Genomic DNA, 19,929 nt, shown 5'->3' with positions numbered 1-19,929 from the left:
TGGGGGGTATAAGTATTCTCTCTCAGGTAAATAGTAAAAATTAAATCTTGTACTTGATACCTTTTTTCACAGCTTAGTAATGATTAAGATTAATTCCGGCTTCTTTAGCCATGGCTTCTAAGCCTTTGGTTTCTAGGGTTTTGATGGCTTTGGTGGAGAGCTTCATTTTTACCCAGCGATTACCACCGTCCCACCAAACACGCTTATTTTGTAGATTTGCGTGTTGTAGGCGTTTGGTACGGCGGTGAGAGTGAGAAATGTCAAAGGCATTGTTAGCTTTTTTACCAGTTAATTCGCAGCGACGAGACATAGCAACTATCTCCAAGTTTCTATTTGAATACAACCTTTCTATTGTAGTCCCCAAAAGGGCGTGTGTTTCTATTTGCTGGCTTGTTCTGTCAGCTTAGTCAGCACTTCATTGGAGCGTTCAACAAAGGATTTCATTCCTTGGGGGTCAAATCCTTTTTGAGTCATGAGGGCTAAATCATAGACGTGTTGACAAATCATGGTAACTAATGGCTCTGTAGATGATTGACCATCTCCCTGAATAATACTACCTTGGTTGAGATTTGCTAGGTTTTGAATCAGAGGATGAGCGGTATTCACCAATAAAATATGGTCTTCGGGGAATTCTACATTTTGTTGTTGCATCATGGCGCTCATTTCCCGCATACGACGCAGAATTTCTGGTAAGAGTACCATTGCGGGTGGTGTTCCTTGGGGGTCTTCTGATTTTAAGGCTTCGGTGCGGATGTTAACCTTGGGTTTGTTGAGGGATTTTTCAAAGAGTTCTTTAATGGTCTCGCTCTTGGTTTTGTTGGTTTTGGGGTCAACTATTTCCCCGGTTTTGTCTTGGTCTAGCAGGGTATTATCTAGGTCGGAGTCTACCCGGGTAAATTTCACATCGGAATATTCCCGCTCTAGGAAGTTAATAAAGTGGGTGTCGATGAATGAGTCCATAAATAGGACTTCTAACCCTTGGTTTTTGTGAAGTTCTATATATGCGGATTGACTGGTTTCATCGGTGCTGTAGAATACGCGGTTTTTATGGCGTTCTTCGTTACGTTCCAGGTATTCTTTCAGGGTTGTGTATGGTAGCGCAGATGAGTTTGAGGTGGTAGTTTCCCACGCATCCCCTTCTGATGTGGGGGTTTCGGCTTTTTCTTCCAGTTTGGCTGTGGTGCGGAAGATGATGATGTCTTCGATTTGTTTTTTAAATTTCTCGTCGTTGAGAACACCGAATTTTACAAAGGTGCCGAGGTCTTTCCAAGCGTTGATGTATTGGTCGCGGTGGTCGCGGTATAATTCTTTGAGGCGATCGCCTACTTTCTTGGCTATATAGTCGCCGATTTTGCGCACTGTGCGATCGCCTTGTAATGCACTGCGGGAGACATTCAAAGGAATATCTGTACTATCAATTACACCCCGCATGGGCATAAGAAACTGGGGTATAATTTCTTCACAGTTATCGCTGACAAAAACTTGATTACAGAACAGCTTAATTTGTCCTTTAGTCACATCCACATCGGGGCGCATTTTAGGGAAATACAAAATCCCGTTAATAATAAAGGGGTAATCAGTATTTAAATGCACCCATAACAGCGGTTCCTCCTGAAAGGGGTACAAGTAGCGATAAAATTCTAAATAATCTTCCTGAGTGAGGTTATGAGCAGACTCCCGCCAAGGTGCCTTTTGCCTATTCAAAACTTCACCTTCCAGTTTAATCGGTACTGGCATGAAGTCGCAATAAGTCTTGACAAGATTCCTAATTCGTGCTGCTTCTAAAAATTCTTCTTCCTCTCCTTGGAGGGTGAGAGTAATAGTAGTACCGCGTGTGCTGCGGGTGGACTCATCTAAAGTAAAAGCTGGGGAACCGTCACAGGTCCAGTGAACAGCTTGGGCTCCTTCTTTATAGGACAGTGTATCAATTTCTACTTTTTGCGCCACCATAAAGGAGGAGTAAAAACCCAAACCAAAGTGACCAATTATCGGTTGGTCTGATTTACCTTCATACTTGTGAATAAATTCTTCAGCACTGGAGAAAGCCACCTGATTGATATATTTCTTCACTTCTTCGGCGGTCATACCAATGCCATTATCACTGATGGCTAGGGTTTTTTTACCTTTATCGATGGTAATTTGAATTTCTGGTTCACCGATATCGCCGCTAAATTCCCCAGCACGGGATACCATATTCAGCTTTTGGATGGCGTCAACGGCGTTAGATACTAATTCCCGGAAGAAGATTTGATGGTCTGAGTACAGGGACTTTTTGATAATGGGAAAAATATTTTCAGTATGAATACTGATTGTGCCTTGTTCGAGCATGACTGGTAAATTTGATGTTAATATCTGATTTTAGCTGTCAGCAGGATTTAGAGATTCCTACCTATAGAATTTTAAAGGTATAGTCCCGGCTATTGCACCGTAATTTGGGCATTGTTTCCCCCCCATGGTATGATTCGGATTTCCGTATCTTGGCTGAGATACTTAGGTCTACCCTAGGGGAGAACAGAGCTTTTTACTGGGTTTTTGACTCTAATACTGTGAGGGTTGATGGTGAAATAGTCACTTTGAGGGGGACTGTTTTACTAAAGCTTAAACCCTGGTCTTGTTTATCGATGTAAATAGTGTCTCCAGGGATGAAGGTATTTTCTAGTAATTTGGTAGCTAGGGGGTTTTCTACTTCTCGCTGAATTGCTCTTTTTAAAGGACGTGCGCCGTAAATTGGGTCATAGCCTACTTCTACTAAATAATCACAGGCGGCGGCGGATATGTCAAAGGAGATTTTCTGCTCTTGTAAGAGGTTTTCTACCCTTTTTAGTTGGATGCGGATGATGTCGCGCATTTCTGCACGGCTCAGGGGGTGGAAGAGGATGATATCATCTACCCGGTTGAGAAATTCTGGGCGGAAGTGCGATCGCAGTGCATCTGTGACCCGTTTTTGCATCATTTCATACTTACTCTCATCCCCAGACACATCTAAAATATATTCGCTACCGATGTTACTAGTCATGACTATGACGGTATTCCGAAAATCTACGACTCTACCCTGAGAGTCAGTAATTCTCCCATCATCTAAAACTTGCAGCAATATATTAAATACATCGGGGTGGGCTTTTTCGACTTCATCTAGTAGCACCACGGAATAGGGGTGACGGCGCACAGCTTCGGAAAGTTGACCCCCTTCCTCATAACCCACATATCCTGGAGGCGCACCCACCAGGCGAGATACAGAGTGTTTTTCCATATACTCGGACATATCCAAACGCACCAAAGCATCATCGGAATCAAAGAGAAACTGCGCTAAAGCCCTCGCTAGTTCAGTTTTACCTACCCCTGTGGGTCCCATAAACAGGAATGAACCAATGGGACGGCCGGGGTCTTTCATTCCCGCACGGGCGCGACGAATGGCTGCGGATACGGCGGTCACTGCTTCCTGCTGTCCAATTACCCGTTGATGTAAATGTTGTTCGAGTTTTAGGAGTTTTTGGCGTTCCGAGGCTAAGAGGCGATTCACCGGTATACCAGTCCACTTAGCGACAATTTCGGCGATGTCAGCTTCGGTGACTTGTTCGCGCAATAATGTAGAGCCTTGGCTTTGAATTTTTAATAGTTGGGCTTCTTTAGCTTCGCGATCGCGTTGCACCCCTTCGAGTTTACCATACTTTAACTGGGCTGCCTTATTCAAATCATAGGCTCTTTCTGCCTGTTCAATTTGCACCCGCAAAGCGTCCTCTTCTTTTTTTAAGCTACTAATAGCCTCTAATAACTGTTTTTCCCCTTGCCATTGTTCATTAAACTCTTGCTGTTTTACCGTCAAAGTGGCAATTTCTTGTTCAATGCGCTCAAAGCGCTCCCTAGCTGGGGCGGTTTCCTTTTCTTCCCCCGCCAAAGATAGCTTTTCCATTTCCAACTGCATCAAGCGGCGGTCAATGGCTTCTAATTCCGCTGGTTTAGAGGTAATTTCCATTTTCAATTGAGCCGCGGCTTCATCTACCAAGTCTATGGCCTTATCTGGTAAAAAGCGGTCAGCAATATAACGGGCGGACAAAGTAGCAGCGGCGACTAAAGCTGAGTCAGAAATTTTGACATTGTGGTGAACTTCGTACCGTTCCTTTAACCCCCGGAGAATAGAAATGGTATTTTCTACACTGGGTTGACCGACGACAACCTGCTGAAAACGGCGTTCTAGAGCTGCGTCTTTTTCAATAAATTTCCTGTATTCATCTAAGGTGGTCGCTCCAATACAGCGTAATTCTCCCCGAGCTAACATGGGTTTGAGTAAGTTACCCGCGTCCATAGCTCCTTGTTGATTGGAACCAGTACCGACAACGGTGTGTAGTTCATCGATAAATAGGACAATTTGACCGTTAGACTCGGTGACTTCCTTGAGAACTGTTTTCAGGCGTTCTTCAAATTCCCCCCGCAATTTCGCCCCGGCGATTAAACTACCAATATCTAAGGAAATCAATTGACGATTTTTTAGAGATTCCGGGACATCGCCATTAACCATACGCTGTGCTAGAGCTTCGGCGATCGCAGTTTTACCCACCCCTGGTTCCCCAATCAGCACGGGGTTATTCTTACTACGGCGAGATAATACCTGAATTACCCGGCGAATTTCGTCATCTCTCCCAATTACCGGGTCTAATTTTCCTGCTTTTGCTTGTTCAGTTAAATCTCTGCCAAATTTTTGTAGTGCTTCATAGCGAGATTCTGGGTTTTGGTCTGTTACCTTTTGGGTACCGCGAACACTTTTAATGTGAGTTGCTAACTTAGCGCTATCTGTGTCAAAACTTTTGAGAATCCGTTTTCCAATCCGTTCATCATCGGCAAAAGCCAAAATGATGTGTTCTACTGAGATATAACCATCCTCCATTCTTAGCCTGGTTTCTTCTGCCTTATCTAGTAAGATATCTAGAGAGCGCCCCAGATAAAGCTGATCATTTTTCCCAACTTTGGGTTGACGCTTGGTAAAAGCTTCTAACTGCTGTTGTAACCGCAGGGGATCAACCTCAGCGCGGGTGAATATCCGCACAGCTAAACTGGTAGGTTCTTGTAAAAGGGCTATAATTAAATGTTCTACTTCTAATTGTTGTTGTTGATATCCACGCACTATATCCTGAGATTTGACAATCGCTTCCCAGGCTGTATCAGTAAATTTATTGGGATCTGTAGGCTGCATCTTTAAGGATTTGAGATTGGGTTGGTTCAGAAAAGTTTTAATCTATGAGTTTTGGGTGACGGTCGGGCGCAGGTTTCTGACGCTCTGGCCGTCTCCTCTGTAATTAGCCTAGGATGAAAATCTTGTTTAGTCATCCTCAATTATTTTAATGATTTTGCCAGTCACCACTTCCCATACAGTTAGGATAAAACTCTTGTCATGGGGTGAAGATTGGGAGGAATTTCCTGAGCAATTGTAGCCGATGAGTGTCAGACCCAAAGCCGCCCATCCCTGACAGACTATCTTATCTAGGTGCTGACCCTTCCCATCTGAATTAGTTCAATTTTATATCCATCTGGGTCTTCTACAAAAGCAATAACTGTAGAACCGTGTTTCATCGGTCCTGGTTCCCGGGTTACCTTACCGCCCCGTTGTTTAATTGCCTCACAAGTGGTATAAATATCATCTACACCCAAGGCGATGTGACCATAGGCGTTACCTAAGTCGTACTTTTCTACTCCCCAATTATAAGTTAATTCTATCACGGTGTTTTGGCTTTCATCGCCGTAGCCGATAAACGCCAAGGTAAATTCCCCACCGGGGTAGTCTTTTTGGCGTAACAATTTCATCCCCAGGAGTTCGCAGTAAAATTTCAAAGACTCTTCTAGGTTACCTACTCTGAGCATTGTGTGTAGTAATCGCATATTCACCTTACTGTTAATTCTGACTTGTATTTTATTCTTCTATTCTAAAGCCAGACTGCTGTAGGCGATCTGCTTGCAGCAGCGCTTCGCGATCGCCCCTCCCAGTCTCTTAGTAGGACACTGAGGAATTTTCCATCAACCGGGGACAGCAAATACCCATGGTATGAGCAAATATGATCACCCACACCAAAACATTTACAACCTCTTCATCTTACTTTTAAAATAGTCAAGGTAAAATCAATTCTCACATTATGCCTAGTGAAATTACCTTAACTCTTACACAGGGCAAACTACAAGGGCAACAATATACTTTCACAGAGCGCACCACCTGTATTATAGGTAGAAGCTCTGAGTGTAACATTCAGTTGCCAAGTGACACAGAACACATTACTGTATCTCGATATCATTGTTTATTAGACATTAATCCTCCCCATGTGAGAATTAGGGATTTTGGCAGTTTAAATGGTACTTATGTTAACGGATCAAAGATTGGTCAAAGGTCACCAGATCACACGCCAGAACAGGGGACAAAATTAAACTTTCCCGAATACGACCTACAAAATCAAGACAAAATCAAACTGGGAAATACGGTATTTCATGTCAGCATTCAATACCCATCAGCCCAAATAGATATATCCGTTGATTCCGATTCTACTAACCTAAATCCCCCCGATGCACCACCGGTTAACTTCCGAGAAATTATTAAAGAGTGGTTAGGATTAGCTGCTAAGGAACAACAACCAGAATTACTACCGCTCAAGGGATATAGAGATATTAAACTACTAGGTAAAGGAGGATTTGGAGAAGTTTATAAAGCAAAAGATGAAAATACCGGGGAACCTATAGCCATCAAGGTGATGTTACCAGCCCACATGGGGAATCAAAAAGCCATCCAGAATTTTTCACGGGAAGCAGAGAATATGATGGCTTTATCACATCCCCATGTAGTGAAATTTAAAACCTATGGGTATTTTCAAGAAATTTTATTTTTAACGATGGAATATTGTAATGCAGGCAGTGTTGCCGATTTAATGGAGAAATATGGTGGTAAACTGCCCATTAATATTGCTGTTCCCATCATCCTGCAAATTCTGGATGGACTGGTATATACCCATAGTGCGGAAATCCCCAATGTCAGATTAAGGGATGGTAGAATTGGCAAGGGTAAGGGATTAGTCCATAGAGACTTAAAACCTGCGAATATGTTACTCACTCGTCAGGGTAATCAAGTTACAGCTAAAATTGCTGACTATGGTTTAGCCAAAGCCTTTGATTTAGCTGGGTTAAGTGGACATTCCCTGACAGGGACAAAAGCGGGAAGCGCAGGTTTTATGTGTCGTCAACAGCTGTTAAACTTCAAGTATGTACAGCCAGAAGCAGATGTGTGGGCAGTAGCAGCATCCTTGTATAATATGCTCACAGGTAGTTATGCCAGAAATTTTACCAAGGATCCCCTGTTATCAATCTTAGAAAATAAGCCTATACCAATTCTAGAAAGGGATGCAAATATTCCCAAGAAATTAGCTGAGGTGATTGATTTAGGACTGGTAGAAAAACCACAGATTCACTTTAAAAACGCCGCAGCATTCAAAAGAGCTTTAGAATTTGTTTATACACCAGAATAGCTGAGATTGGGGAGTAAAATACAGGCGATCGCCTGATTTACCGCACCCTCACCCCATTTTAAATAATAATTGGTGACAATATCAGCGATCGCATCGCCCGTGTAAATTCGATACTATGTGATAATGCGATCTGCTTGCAGCAGCGCTTCGCGATCGCCTAGGGTAAGTTGTAGCCATCGCCCGTGTAAATTTCGTAATAGATGAGAAATAGCAATTAGAATATGAACAGAGGCATCAAACAGCAGACTAACAATAATTAATGTATTGATATGCAAATTACCATTGAACTGCCAGAAGATATCGGCAACCAGTTACAAAAAAGCTGGCAAGATTTACCTCAGAAAATTTTAGAAGCCATAGCATTAGAAGCCTATAGAGGTGGGATTATGACTTCTGCACAAGTTCAAGAATTACTCAAGTTTGCTGACCGCTGGGAAACAGAACAGTTTCTTCAAGAATCTGATGCTGTTCTTGATTATACAGAAGAAGATTTAGAACAAGATATCCAAAATATAAATCAGGTTTTATCTCAATGATTGTTATTGCAGATACGTCGCCAATTTGTTATTTAGTTATTATTGGAAAAATTGAACTTCTTCCCCAGCTATTTGGTAAAATTTTAGTTCCCTGTTCTGTTTATAAAGAATTAACTGCAAAAGGCTCACCTACAGAAGTACAAAGTTGGATGAATACACCACCAAAATGGTTGGAAATTTGCTCAGTTACTATGTTGGATGATCCAATGTTAAAGCATCTTCATCCCGGTGAAAAAGAGGCTATTATGTTAGCGGAACAATTACGGGCAGATTTAATTATTTTGGATGAAAAAGCTGCTCGTAAAGCAGCACAACAAAAGAAATTAAAAGTCACTGGTTTATTGGGTATTTTAGATGTAGCAGCTAGTCTAAATTTAGTAGAAATTTCATCAGCAATTCAGGCTTTGCAGAAAACTAACTTTCGGGCAGAATCTAAATTATTAACATTTGTGTTAAATCGTCATCAAAGGTCAGATTAAATAGGTTAAGTGTTGAGCAATAACTAATGATTGATGACTGTGTAATACTTCTGACTTGTCAACGGATCACTATTAAACGTTAACCAAAGACAATATGTTCTAATAACTACCATAACAAAAAGCAATCGCCAGTGCAAATTCGATACTATACAATGGATTTGCTCAGTACAGCAGCCCTAGTGCGATCTGGTTGCAGCAGCGCTTCGCTATCGCTGCCAATTTTCAGATCCCCGGAATTTATCAAAGAAATTCCGTGATCTAATGTTATAATCATGTCAAAATTGACCGGACTGATATGATTATCTGGCAACCAGGGCAGCTAATTAATAACGGTAGATTGACCATTGAGCAGGTATTGGGGAGTGGTGGCTTTGGTATTACCTATAAGGCTAAGGATACCAGAAGCGGGGAAATATTTGCCATTAAAACCCTCAACCCGACAATGCAGTTACGGAGTGATTTTTCAGATCAGCAGATCAAGTTTATTAACGAAGCAGTAACTGTTAGTCGTTTCAATCATCCCCATGTGGTGAAAGTTTATGAAGTGATTCAGGAAGGGCAACTTTTTGGCGTAGTCATGGAGTATATAGATGGGGTGTCACTATCCAAATATGTGGAAACCAAGGGACAACTAACAGAAAAAGACGCTTTAATTTATATTAACCAAATCGGACAGGCATTAGAGTATATTCATCAACAGGATTATTTACATCGGGATGTGAAGCCAGATAACATCCTGTTAAGGAAAAATCAGCAAGAAGCAGTTTTAATAGATTTTGGATTGGCGAGAATGATAGCTACTGGGAGTATGAGTAGTTCTCTGACTCAAGGTTATGCACCCATAGAACAATATCAAACCAGAGGTAACTTTGGACACCATACGGATGTATACGCCCTAGCAGCCACATTATATTATCTGTTAACCGCCGATGGATTGCAAAAGCAGGGAAGAACATCACCAGTACCAGCATTAAATCGTAAATACGAAAGGGAACCACTCCCAGCACCTAAGAGTTACAATCCCCAAATTAATCAAAGCGTGAATGATGCCATATTAAAAGGAATGGCTTTAGAACCAAGGGACAGAACAAAGAATGTATCAGAGTTTATCAAAGAACTAAAACGGGACGGAAACAATCCACCAATATCACTAAAAATGCTAGTATTAGCAGTGGGACGATTTATATTTATAGTGGCTGCAGTGTTACTTGTGCATGAAGTAATAAATATTTTAATTCCTCCTCCTATTGACCCAATACCAAATTCCCCAGATGTACCTCCTCAATATGCCAACCTGGAACAACTCCTAGCAGTAGGTAAGTGGAAAGAGGCGGATATAGAAACACTTCAGGTAATGTTAGCAGTGGCGAATCGGGAAAAGGAAGGATGGTTAGATTTAAAAAGCGTTGAGAATTTTTCCTGTAAGGATTTTCGTATCATCGACGACTTGTGGTTAAAACATAGCGAAAGACATTTTGGTTTTTCCGTACAGAACGATATTCATGAGAGATTAGTCGAGGAAAAGGAAAACGAGGTTGGTACTGGGGAGTATAATCAAGAAGTCTGGAAAGCCTTTGGAGATAGAGTGGGCTGGAGAAGGGGAGGTACTTGGTTATGGCCTACACAAGTTAGGGAAAAGGCCGAGACGGGTACGGGCGGAGTACTCAAATTTGGTTATCGGCAGGGGCAACTTCCTGGTAGATCAGGATGGGGAGGGGGGGCTGGTCCTTGGGGGTATAATGTAAGAAGGAATTTCTTCAAAACTTGTAAACAGTAACCCATAAAGGAAACACCCTAGGGTTTGGGTAAAAACAATTACCTTTGACCAAGATTCATAACTGATTACCCGGTGATCGAATGATTCAATCCTTCGCTTGCAAACAGACCCGCTTACTGTTTGAGGGGGGAGATCCACCTAAATTCCGTGCATTCAAGGACATCGCCATCCGTAAGTTAACCCAACTGGATGCGGCTCAGACCATTGATTTCTTGAGTTCTCCGCCGGGAAATCAACTAGAAGCTTTGAAAGGCGATCGTAAGGGTCAGTACAGTATTCGCATTAATCGACAGTTTCGCCTTTGTTTTCGCTGGACATAATGGGGCTCCGTTGATGTGGAGATTATTGACTATCACTAAAAGGGACGTAATCAACCTATGAATAGACCAATTAATAAAATGCGACCCGTGCATCCCGGTGAAATTCTCCGGGAAGACTTTCTCAAACCCCTGGAGATGGGTGCAGAAGCCCTTGGTGTAGCCTTGCACCTTCCCCCATCGCAAATTCAAGAGATTTTGGACGAACAACGATCAATCACTGCGGATACCGCCGAACGCCTCGCCCGCTACTTTGGTGGTGATGCTAATTCTTGGCTGGTCCTCCAGGCTACCTATGACCTCAAAACCCTCGATACCCTTGAACCACCCAAGGTTAATAGTTGATTTCACTAATACAAAAGTAAAAATTATCCCTTCCATAATATGCGATCTGCTTGCAGCAGCGCTTCGCGATCGCTGCCAATTTTAAGATCACCGGACTTTCTAGCAGATTTTGACGTACCCAAGGTTAATAGTAGATTTCCACTAATACAAAAGTAAAAATAATCGCTTCCATAATGTGCGATCGCTGATTCACATTAATCGGCAGTTTCGCGGTTGTTTTCGCTTTTTGCCATCGCCTATTCAGCATTTAAGCTTTTAAGAATTTTCTGAGCTAACAATTCCTTAATTTCTGTATGTCTTGGTACAGCTTCAATGACTCCGGTTTCAGGGTTAATCCACAGAGAATGAGAAGCACCGTAACTTTTGTTCTAATTCCTTACGTTTCATGGAATTGAAATAGTCTCTTCTATTGATTCCTCTGTTAGTCCCCTGCGGATATCTGCGACACGATCTTCAAAAATCATTTGAATAGCAAGTTTTAAGTTTTCTTTGGCTTCTTCTATGCTTTCACCTTGTCCATTAGCACCGGGAATTTCTGGACAAATTGCCCAGTATCCTCCTTCCGTTGCTTTTTCAATGATGGCAGTTAATTCTGCTTTCATATCACTTTTTTTAGAACTCTACTATATTTTAAATGATAATTCGTGACAAGATCAGCGATCGCATCGCCGGTGTAAATTCGATACTATAGTCATCCTATTTGAGTTGAGAAATTATCAGTGAGGAAAGGGAACACACCGAACAGGGAACAGGGAACAGAAATTGTTCAGAAATCGAATAGGAGTCCTATATGTGACAATGGGATCTGCTCAGGGAGCCGGGGGTTAGAAACCCCCGTCTAAAAGCGGAAGTCGGATGAATCCGACTGAATAAGTGTTAAATATAACATTATAAATCGGGTTATGGGTTACACAGAGTATCCTATGTAACCTAATAGTCCACTTTTAGTGGACTTTGGCTATCAGACGCTTAATTTATTCCCCGTCTGCTGGGTGCCGCAGCCCTAGTGCGATCGCCCCTTTTGCGCTCTGTGCGATCTGCAAGTTTATTAATCCATAGTTATTTTGATCCTGTAAATCTTTGCACAATAAAATTTACCCCCACCGATTTTTACTATATTCTACAGCTTCTTTGGTTGAAAGTTTAACGCTGGAGTTATTACTGCGAAGGTAAAATACCTCTTCTTCTCTACCGCTATTATCTTTAACTTTTACATATACAGGTTTGGGTGAAGGTTTAACAATTACTCGACATACATCCTGTCCACTTACTTGATGAAAGGTAATTTGGAATAGTGTACCACTATCTTTACCTATTTCTCTTAACAGTAAATCATTATTTAAAAACAGCATATAGCCGTCGTTATTTTGTTTTCTCAATGTTTGATAGTCATTTGTTAAGCCCAAGGGTTCGCCGTCGTCATTTACTCCAATTAATAATGTTCCCCCATCTGCATTTAAAAATGCCGCAACAGTTTTAACGATTTCATGTTCCATTACTTTATCTTGTTTATTATCGCGTAAATTCCAACGGGCTGTTGATTTGAACTCGATTTTTGCCCCTTCTCCCTGTTGAATTAATTCGATAATTTCTGCATCTCCAGTCAGGGGTGCAAAGGTGCGGTAAGCTGCTAATGCTGCTTGTTTGACTGGTTCGGGAACAATGGGGAATGTGGTGAGAATATAACTAAATTCTGCTTCTGTTAAACCGTAAACATGGGCTATGATTCCATCTAGTTCTGCACGCAGTTGGGCGCGTTCTGTTTCGTTGGTTACGCCATTTTTATGAGATTCTAGTCCTACTTCTTGGGCGAGTTCGTCAAATTCTGGTGTGGTACAAATAAGTTTAGCTGTACGTTGTACTATGTCGTTAAAGTATTTATCTCCTTCTGTTAAGCGTGGTACTGGTAGTTGGTATACATAAAACATATTACAATGTGCAGTTACTTTTTGGCGAATCATAAAATCACAAGTAAAGCTATTGAATATGGCACAGATAAAAATTAACTCATTTAGATTTCTTAATGGCTGTGAAATAATTAGTGTATTACCCACAAAAATATGAGGCGGGATAATCCCTGATATCATTGTACGAATATCTGTATTTCGAGCAACATCCCTAAATCCTAAACGATAACTTTGATAATCTAAATCTTGACCGTCATCAATCCCATTCTTGCCTAATAACGCTTTTCTCCCTTTCTGTTCATCTACCCAATACCTGGGTTGAGCATAAAGGTGAATAAACTGATGAATCATTTTCCCTTCGTAAAGTGGTAATTTCCCCTTCCCTGGTTGCTGCTGAAATAACTTGCTATCATTTGTCATATCAAATTCACGAGTTAACCGCAAATTCCACTTACCGTTTATCTTTTCACCAAGTAAAGGAAACTTGAGCATTTTTTCAGCAATATTAATATCTACCTCTTTCTTAAACTCCATCACAGAAAGAGAATCAGGTGATAATTTCCGCACTAAATCAACAGTAATCTTTAAACTATCATTACCAGGAAATATTGTTAACTCCTGAACATCATGACGCATAAAAGCAGCAGGGAATTCTTGGGTTATTCCACCTTTTTCAAAGGTAAGTACAACAAACTTAAAACTACGATGAACTCCTTCAAAAATCTCTTTGCGATTCTCAAAGCAGAATAGTCCAGTAACTTGAGTATGATTAAACAACATTTCTCGTAGTTGTTTAGTTCCTAAGTCAGTGTAAATACCGCTAGGAATCACAATGCCACATTCACCACCAGAACGTAAAAGGTTGAAGCATTGTTCTACAAATAATTTATATAAATTAATATCTGTACCAGACTTTTTACCATTCACAACAGAAATCTGATTTTTATACTGTTCTGCTGAACGATAGTAAGCACTGACATGGGGAAATTCACTCTGATATTCTAACCAAGCTGTAGCAATTTTTTCATCTTTTAAAAGCTGCTTTTGTTCTTTTTCAAAAGATTTAATATCCATTTTGTTTTTCGTTACCAGTTCACTATGCTGGGCGAAAAATTCCTTTGCTTGGGGCTTAAATATTTCCCAAGGTGGGTTAGTAATAATTGCATCAAAACCACCTCTTGCTAAAACCTTATCAAAATGATAACCCCAGTGAAAAGGCTTTAATTCTTCAATATCTTGAATGTTCAAAACACGCTTCTTAGACTTCCCAGTTAATTGGACTTCCTCATATTTAATACCCAACCGCTTACTAAACTCATCCAACAATAAATTATTTAACTTCCCTTGGGATTCTTGATTAAGTTTTTCGATATGTTGTCGCAAATTTAACAACCGTATATCTTGATGTGTTCCCTTCTCTCCCCCGGGAAGATTTTCTTCCCCTGGAATAAAAGCGTGTTTTTTGTAAAGTTCAATTGATTTATTTTTATCTTCTAAAATAACCTGATAATGAGTCGCAACTAAAGTTTGTAAAACATTTCCTTGCTGTGTGTTTCCCACGGCATCAAAAGCAGTTTTATCAACACGAATTAAACCAATTAAAGAATTACCTGCCATAATATTAAAATCAATATTAGGTAATGGTTCTAATTCATCCACAGTATGAGCAGAAGCAACCAATTCTAAAAATAACCGCAGTTTGGCAATTTCTACCGCTTCCGGCATGATGTCAACGCCGTAAAGATTATTAGTGATAATTTGCTTTTTAATATAATATTGTAGAGAAATATGTGCGGCTCTGTCTTTATCTAGACGCTGTTTAAGACTCGGATCTTTAATTCTAATTTCAATCGTGGCAATTACACTAGAATAAATATAAATCAGCGTTTGCAGTGCCGCAATCAAAAATGCACCAGAACCACAAGCCGGATCTAATAAAGAAAGATTTGGTAAAATATCATAAAGTAACCGTTGACATAAATTACTATCTAGTTTGGTAATTAAATCATTAATACTGTCAAACTTGCGGGGTGCTGCTAATTGGTTTACCTGGTCGAGAATGAGTTTATTGATAGTTCTGTCGCATAAATAAGAGGTAATTTCCGGACGGGTATAGTAAGCACCGAAAGCTTTTTGGTTAATATACTTTTCAAAAATATAACCTAATACATAGGGATTAATTTCATTATCATTACCTCCTGGTGTATCATCCAAATTCCAAGAGAATTTAGCAAATAGATTCAATACATTTTCAAAAGCCGAATCCGGGATAGAAATATTATTGTATTCTTGCTCAATTTTATGCTTTAAAAATAATCCACCATTCAAATATTTAACATCACCAATTAATGCTTTAGCGGGTTCAAGACGTTGTTCTTCAGGTTTCGCAAACCCTTCAAAGAACAAAGCGTTTAAAAATTCTTGAAAAAATAAATTTTCACCTCTTGCTTGACTTTTTTGTAATTGATTTTGCAAATAGAGAGTATTATCAACATCATCTGCAAACCCCTTAATAAATCCCTTGCGTTGGAGAAAATAGACAAGCATTAAGCGATTCAGTAAAACAGAAGTATACCAACGCCTATCTGCTTCATTATCAATCCCCTTAATTAAACTTAAAAAAGTAGTATGTTGTTGTTGAAATTCATTGAAAAATTTCTTGGTTACTCGTTCAACATCGAAACCTATTTGTAAGCGTTCTGCAATATCAATAACTGTAATATTTTCTAATTCCTCGATAGGAACTCGCAAAGCACTAATTTTACCTAAGAGTAAATCACCGGCTTGACTTTTAGTATAAACATGGTTGCGGGGATAAATTTTATTTCCTTCTCTCTTCACCCAATACCATAATGATTGAGTGCGCTCACTATCAATAAAAATTAACAAATTTTCTAAATGTAATTCAGCGATTTCTCTATAAATTGCCTCAATGGTCTTACTATTAGGTATTTGACCAGAATCAGAGGTAATTTGCAATACAACTGCCCCCGCTAATTCTGCTATTTTACTACGGGTGTAATTTTCGCCATCAACTTCCATCACCACAGGTTTTTCTCGTCCTGGAGACTCCCACCCTAGTTGTTGGATGAATAAGTCCTGAAAATTAAAATTTTGCAGCAGTTCGCGGCTTGAGGTGAAGTCAATGGACATATTATTTAAGATAAAGAAACTGCATAAACCAGCCATAGTCCCCAAATACTTTGATGGTGACTAGCATCATTAGTTTTTAATTATACGCAATAGGTGTAATATATGTCATGTTAAAAAAAAGTGAAGATTAGTTTACGCCTGTTACGCTTGAAACAATCCCAATGAACAAATAATTTGGGGTTCTCGCTTCTCTACTTCTTCACTGACAATACACAAGCGTTCGTCCATTCGCAGTGCTACCACTAAGTCCGCCAACTGCTGATTACTGATACCGCTTCGTAGTTGCCGATTGAGAGTATCAATTGCTGACTGTCGCAAGGGATAACGGTAAATATCATCAATAGCTTTCAGCAGTTCATCTGTGACAAAAAGTGTACCTTTCATCTCCTGTGCATAACTTTTGAGTCGTTCATAGGTACGGAATCTTGCACCAGAAGGTCTTCCCAACTGACCACCAGCATTTTTTTCTTCTTGGGCAATTAATTCCGCACCCTTTTTCACTAATTCATGGTGCTGCTGATTTTTAGGTATAGCTGGTGTAGATTCTGCACAGGCCGCCGCCCTCAGCACTCCCAATTGGGATTGAGTAACGCTGTTACCTTCCCTGTCAACATAAATTAAGGAATCATTACCATCGGTGGTTTTCATGTACAGTAGTACGCCTTCTGGTTGCACAGGTTGGGGAGTATGAGCGCGGGTGGAATAAACCACACTTGGCATTTCTTCAATTATCTTTTTCAAAGCTGGGTTATTATCAGTGGCTTTTTTCCAAATTTGAAATGCTTCTGAGGTTAAATCTACTTCTGCATCTTCTTCCCCATCTAAAATTCCCGATTTTTCATTATATAAATCAAGAATTACTTGAGTATCGTCATCTTCAAAAAATGCTTCATCTGTTCCTACAACTTCGGCATTTTCTTGTAATCTTTGGCGAAGTCTCCCCCGTAAATTAATAATCCGTTCTACTCCTTCTGCTGGTAAAAAGGAATAACAGAGAATTTTTTCGGCATTTTGTCCAATTCTGTCTACCCGTCCTGCCCTTTGAATTAAACGGATAATTGCCCAAGGTAAATCCCAATTGACAATAATTGCACAATCTTGTAAGTTATGACCTTCGCTGAGAATATCAGTGGCAATTAAAACGCGCAGTTCTTGTTTTGATGATATCTGTTCTCGTTTACCATTACTCACAGGACTAAATCTGCTGGTAATTTCTGTTGGATGTTTAGATTGTCCTGTTACTCCAGCCACATTAGTAATATTCCAAGTTGGCAAATTCTCAGTTAGATAATGAACTGTATCTGCAAATTGTGTGAAGATTAGAACTTTTTCATGAGGGTGAGTTTTGGTTAAAAGGTTAACTAGGGCTGCAAGTTTTGTATCTGTCTGAAGTTGCCATTGTCCAAGTTCCTGTAATATTTTTATTAAAGATTTGGCATCTGCTAATAAATCTCGTTTCAATCTTTTAACGTCAAATAATGTAGAACGTAGCCACTTAAATCGCTTTTTATATTTGGATGTATATTCTTGGTAAATTGATTCTGCTTTTTGAGAAAAACTCTTTTCTGTTACAGTTGTATTTTCCTGTTCTTCTTGTGGAATCTCGTTACTAGAATCATCATCTTCTGTTTCGGTATCAAATAAAGTTGCTGCAACTGAATCTGTATCTTCATCGTTATTCCTAGTATCTAATAGTTCAGCATCCTGAGTACCAATAGGAATATCTAACCCCTGTTCTATTGCATATAAATAAATAAAGTTACGTAAAATATGGCGTTCAATTGATTGAACAAAAGCAATACCGCTACTTTCTAAGCGTTTAAATAAGTTGGTACGGGAAAAACCCATCAACCTTCTCCCACCGCGAAATAAACTATTTAGTTGGCGTTGTTCTGATTCTGTCGGTGGTTGTTTATGTTTGGAATTAATGTAATTACCCAGTCCATAGCGGGGTAGATTAAGTTGATTAATTACTTCGACTATTGATGCGGAATAAAGTTGAGAGTATGGGTCAGAATTGGCATTTTCTAAGGTGAATTTAATGGTACGAGGTATGCGGTCTGGGAAAAAAGAACGACTGCCATCTGCAAATTTTAAATATTTACGTCCAGCTTCGTCAACATGGGCATAATTTTCTTTAATAAATGAACGAGTCCGACGTACCATGTAGCGTTTCATCAATTCTCGCCAATCATCAGGATGTTCGCTTTTTTCAAATGCTGCTAAGGAACGTACAGAACATTGATGCTTTTTAATAAACTCTAATTCTCCTCTAGTTCCGCCTCCTAGTTCATTAATTAAAGCTTCTGGTCTAAATCCCAAATTTTCGTCTTCTGGGACAAATAGCCGCAATTGGGAAGAAAGGTCTAAATAAGTTTTATTGTAGGGAGTAGCAGATAAGAGAATACATTTACTTTCATTAGCAGCGATATATTCGGCAATTGCTCGATAACGTTTTCCTTCCCGGTTACGTAAATTATGACTTTCATCAATTAATACAACGCGGTATCGGCGTAGTTCTGGTAATTGATTCTGGACTTTACTAATTGGCATTACCTTAGCATACAGCCGATATTTATCTACATATTCTTGCCACATTTCTACTAAGTTTTTAGGACAAATAATCAGCGTCTCTAAATAACAATCTTCTTGTAATATTTTCCCTAGGGCAGTTCCTACTAAGGTTTTCCCTAAACCAACTACATCCCCAACCAGTACACCCCCACGTCTGGTAACATGACGTGCTGCTAATTGTACTGCTGCTTTTTGGAATTCAAACAAGTTATTAAATTCACGGGGAATGCGAAATTCGGAAATTCCGGCGATAGCTTCATGGGACAGATGATAAGCAATCTTGAGGTAGATATGATAAGGAGGAATTAATTCTGATCTTGCCCAACTTTCATCAATAATTTGCCCTAATTCTTGGGAGATATCTATACAACCGTAATCTTTCCAACGGTCGTCAAACCATTTTTGGAGTTTATTACAAGCATCATGATCTAAAATGTCAACGTTTAATTCTCCTTGCTTTGCCAAACCAGGAAGTGTGAGGTTACTGCTACCTAAAAATCCTACTGTGGGTGTGTTCGGGTCTTGGCGATGGACAAGATATAGTTTGGCGTGGAGAGGGTGGCGCAAAAACAGTTTAATAATTAATTTTTTTGTTTTCAGTTGGTGACTTAATCGCCTTAACCCTGTTTCATCTTCATTGGTAGGCGCACCAATAGTTAACTGTTGGCGAAATTCAGAGGCCATGCGTTTTTTGAAGCGAACAATAGCACTATTATCAATTTTTCCTTCACCAGTACCAAGGGTAAATGCAGCATGGAATTCATCACTGGGTAAAGCTTGCATTCCTATTAGTAACCGACAACAAGCGCGTTCTCCACCAATATATTGTTCAATTAAATCATCTATTTTTCGCCAACCTCTCAGATTAAAATAGCCCACACAAAAATCTGCTCTATAGGAGACTTTAAGTGTATCTCTTAATATGGGCAATAATTGTAATTCTATGTTGTCAAATATGCGCGGCATAATTTATTTTTATCAATTATTAAATTGACCTAATTTTTGCTACTAAAATCTTTTTTACCTTTTGTTTGACTTAGATTAACTCAGATAAATATTATTATTTATTTTAACAAAAAAACGATTTTATGTAGTTATTTTTATATAAGTTTTTAATATAAAAATAAGTTATTAATAGGACTGACGCAACTGGCACAGGCGATCTGCAAGCAGATCGCTAAATGAAAGTACATTAGTATTGGGTTTTATAGCAACGGACATATTGGTTAGGACATCATCATTATGGTTTTAAGGGAACAGGGAACAGGGAACAGGGAACAGGGAATAGTGAGTAGGGAATAGTGAGTAGGGAATAGGGAATAGGGGATAGGGGATAGGGAATAGT

15 protein-coding genes are annotated in these 19,929 nt (G+C 39.7%); 6 read left to right on the top strand and 9 right to left on the bottom strand.

Annotation, left to right across the window (positions count from 1 at the left end):
- Positions 1–73 precede the first annotated feature (73 nt).
- From rpmB to gloA, 4 genes are all read right to left on the bottom strand, one after another.
- A complete protein-coding gene (gene rpmB / locus NWP21_RS04025; RefSeq protein ID WP_280791704.1) occupies positions 74–310 on the bottom strand; it encodes a 50S ribosomal protein L28 in 237 nt (78 codons plus the stop codon).
- Positions 311–378: 68 nt separating this feature from the next.
- The gene (gene htpG / locus NWP21_RS04020; protein ID WP_280791703.1) at positions 379–2,328 is read right to left on the bottom strand and encodes a molecular chaperone HtpG; all 1,950 of its coding nucleotides are present in this window, start codon (positions 2,326–2,328) and stop codon (positions 379–381) included.
- 193 nt (positions 2,329–2,521) lie between these two features.
- Entirely contained in the window at positions 2,522–5,188 is a 2,667-nt protein-coding gene (clpB, locus tag NWP21_RS04015; RefSeq protein ID WP_280791702.1) for an ATP-dependent chaperone ClpB, read from the bottom strand.
- 287 nt (positions 5,189–5,475) lie between these two features.
- Positions 5,476–5,871, bottom strand: coding sequence for a lactoylglutathione lyase (gloA, locus tag NWP21_RS04010; RefSeq protein WP_271762409.1), 396 nt, complete (start codon positions 5,869–5,871; stop codon positions 5,476–5,478).
- A gap of 251 nt (positions 5,872–6,122) precedes the next feature.
- Between gloA and NWP21_RS04005 the strand changes: the two genes are divergently transcribed.
- The gene (locus NWP21_RS04005) at positions 6,123–7,496 is read left to right on the top strand and encodes a protein kinase (protein WP_280791701.1); all 1,374 of its coding nucleotides are present in this window, start codon (positions 6,123–6,125) and stop codon (positions 7,494–7,496) included.
- A gap of 113 nt (positions 7,497–7,609) precedes the next feature.
- Here NWP21_RS04005 and NWP21_RS04000 read toward each other — a convergent pair whose 3' ends face one another.
- Positions 7,610–7,771 (bottom strand): hypothetical protein, encoded by a 162-nt coding sequence (locus NWP21_RS04000; RefSeq protein ID WP_280791700.1) that lies wholly within the window; start codon positions 7,769–7,771, stop codon positions 7,610–7,612.
- On the opposite strand from NWP21_RS04000, the gene NWP21_RS03995 reads away from it, so the two are divergent.
- From NWP21_RS03995 to NWP21_RS03975, 5 genes are all read left to right on the top strand, one after another.
- Positions 7,766–8,032: a UPF0175 family protein gene (locus NWP21_RS03995; protein WP_280791699.1), complete on the top strand. Its 267-nt coding sequence runs from the start codon at positions 7,766–7,768 to the stop codon at positions 8,030–8,032. The two genes, NWP21_RS04000 and NWP21_RS03995, sit on opposite strands and share 6 nt — an antisense overlap.
- Positions 8,029–8,511, top strand: a complete 483-nt coding sequence (locus NWP21_RS03990; RefSeq protein WP_280791698.1) for a DUF3368 domain-containing protein — start codon at positions 8,029–8,031, stop codon at positions 8,509–8,511. Before NWP21_RS03995 ends, NWP21_RS03990 begins: the two co-directional genes overlap by 4 nt.
- A gap of 295 nt (positions 8,512–8,806) precedes the next feature.
- Positions 8,807–10,288: a serine/threonine-protein kinase gene (locus NWP21_RS03985; RefSeq protein ID WP_280791697.1), complete on the top strand. Its 1,482-nt coding sequence runs from the start codon at positions 8,807–8,809 to the stop codon at positions 10,286–10,288.
- Positions 10,289–10,368: 80 nt separating this feature from the next.
- Positions 10,369–10,608: a type II toxin-antitoxin system RelE/ParE family toxin gene (locus NWP21_RS03980; RefSeq protein ID WP_280791696.1), complete on the top strand. Its 240-nt coding sequence runs from the start codon at positions 10,369–10,371 to the stop codon at positions 10,606–10,608.
- A gap of 57 nt (positions 10,609–10,665) precedes the next feature.
- A complete protein-coding gene (locus tag NWP21_RS03975) occupies positions 10,666–10,950 on the top strand; it encodes a HigA family addiction module antitoxin (protein WP_280791695.1) in 285 nt (94 codons plus the stop codon).
- Positions 10,951–11,074: 124 nt separating this feature from the next.
- Here the strand turns inward: NWP21_RS03975 and NWP21_RS03970 are convergent, their stop codons facing one another.
- The 4 genes from NWP21_RS03970 to NWP21_RS03955 form a co-directional block, all read right to left on the bottom strand.
- The gene (locus tag NWP21_RS03970; RefSeq protein WP_280791694.1) at positions 11,075–11,197 is read right to left on the bottom strand and encodes a hypothetical protein; all 123 of its coding nucleotides are present in this window, start codon (positions 11,195–11,197) and stop codon (positions 11,075–11,077) included.
- Between the two features lie 136 nt (positions 11,198–11,333).
- A complete protein-coding gene (locus NWP21_RS03965; protein WP_280791693.1) occupies positions 11,334–11,552 on the bottom strand; it encodes a type II toxin-antitoxin system HicB family antitoxin in 219 nt (72 codons plus the stop codon).
- A 492-nt stretch (positions 11,553–12,044) separates the two neighbouring features.
- The gene (locus NWP21_RS03960) at positions 12,045–16,010 is read right to left on the bottom strand and encodes an RNA-binding domain-containing protein (RefSeq protein WP_280791692.1); all 3,966 of its coding nucleotides are present in this window, start codon (positions 16,008–16,010) and stop codon (positions 12,045–12,047) included.
- A gap of 141 nt (positions 16,011–16,151) precedes the next feature.
- A complete protein-coding gene (locus tag NWP21_RS03955; protein ID WP_280791691.1) occupies positions 16,152–19,550 on the bottom strand; it encodes a helicase-related protein in 3,399 nt (1,132 codons plus the stop codon).
- Positions 19,551–19,929 lie beyond the last annotated feature (379 nt).

Source organism: Anabaenopsis sp. FSS-46 (assembly GCF_029891665.1).
Lineage (GTDB): Bacteria > Cyanobacteriota > Cyanobacteriia > Cyanobacteriales > Nostocaceae > Anabaenopsis > Anabaenopsis arnoldii.
The sequence above is the reverse complement of the archived record's forward strand: the minus strand, read 5'-3'. Positions and strand labels throughout refer to the sequence as shown.

Coding starts and splice junctions, on each gene's coding strand:
- rpmB (WP_280791704.1), bottom strand. CDS start 310: ATGTCTCGTCGCTGCGAATTAACTGGTAAAAAAGCTAACAATGCCTTT.
- htpG (WP_280791703.1), bottom strand. CDS start 2,328: ATGCTCGAACAAGGCACAATCAGTATTCATACTGAAAATATTTTTCCC.
- clpB (WP_280791702.1), bottom strand. CDS start 5,188: ATGCAGCCTACAGATCCCAATAAATTTACTGATACAGCCTGGGAAGCG.
- gloA (WP_271762409.1), bottom strand. CDS start 5,871: ATGCGATTACTACACACAATGCTCAGAGTAGGTAACCTAGAAGAGTCT.
- NWP21_RS04005 (WP_280791701.1), top strand. CDS start 6,123: ATGCCTAGTGAAATTACCTTAACTCTTACACAGGGCAAACTACAAGGG.
- NWP21_RS03995 (WP_280791699.1), top strand. CDS start 7,766: ATGCAAATTACCATTGAACTGCCAGAAGATATCGGCAACCAGTTACAA.
- NWP21_RS03990 (WP_280791698.1), top strand. CDS start 8,029: ATGATTGTTATTGCAGATACGTCGCCAATTTGTTATTTAGTTATTATT.
- NWP21_RS03985 (WP_280791697.1), top strand. CDS start 8,807: ATGATTATCTGGCAACCAGGGCAGCTAATTAATAACGGTAGATTGACC.
- NWP21_RS03980 (WP_280791696.1), top strand. CDS start 10,369: ATGATTCAATCCTTCGCTTGCAAACAGACCCGCTTACTGTTTGAGGGG.
- NWP21_RS03975 (WP_280791695.1), top strand. CDS start 10,666: ATGAATAGACCAATTAATAAAATGCGACCCGTGCATCCCGGTGAAATT.
- NWP21_RS03970 (WP_280791694.1), bottom strand. CDS start 11,197: ATGCTGAATAGGCGATGGCAAAAAGCGAAAACAACCGCGAAACTGCCG.
- NWP21_RS03965 (WP_280791693.1), bottom strand. CDS start 11,552: ATGAAAGCAGAATTAACTGCCATCATTGAAAAAGCAACGGAAGGAGGA.
- NWP21_RS03960 (WP_280791692.1), bottom strand. CDS start 16,010: ATGTCCATTGACTTCACCTCAAGCCGCGAACTGCTGCAAAATTTTAAT.
- NWP21_RS03955 (WP_280791691.1), bottom strand. CDS start 19,550: ATGCCGCGCATATTTGACAACATAGAATTACAATTATTGCCCATATTA.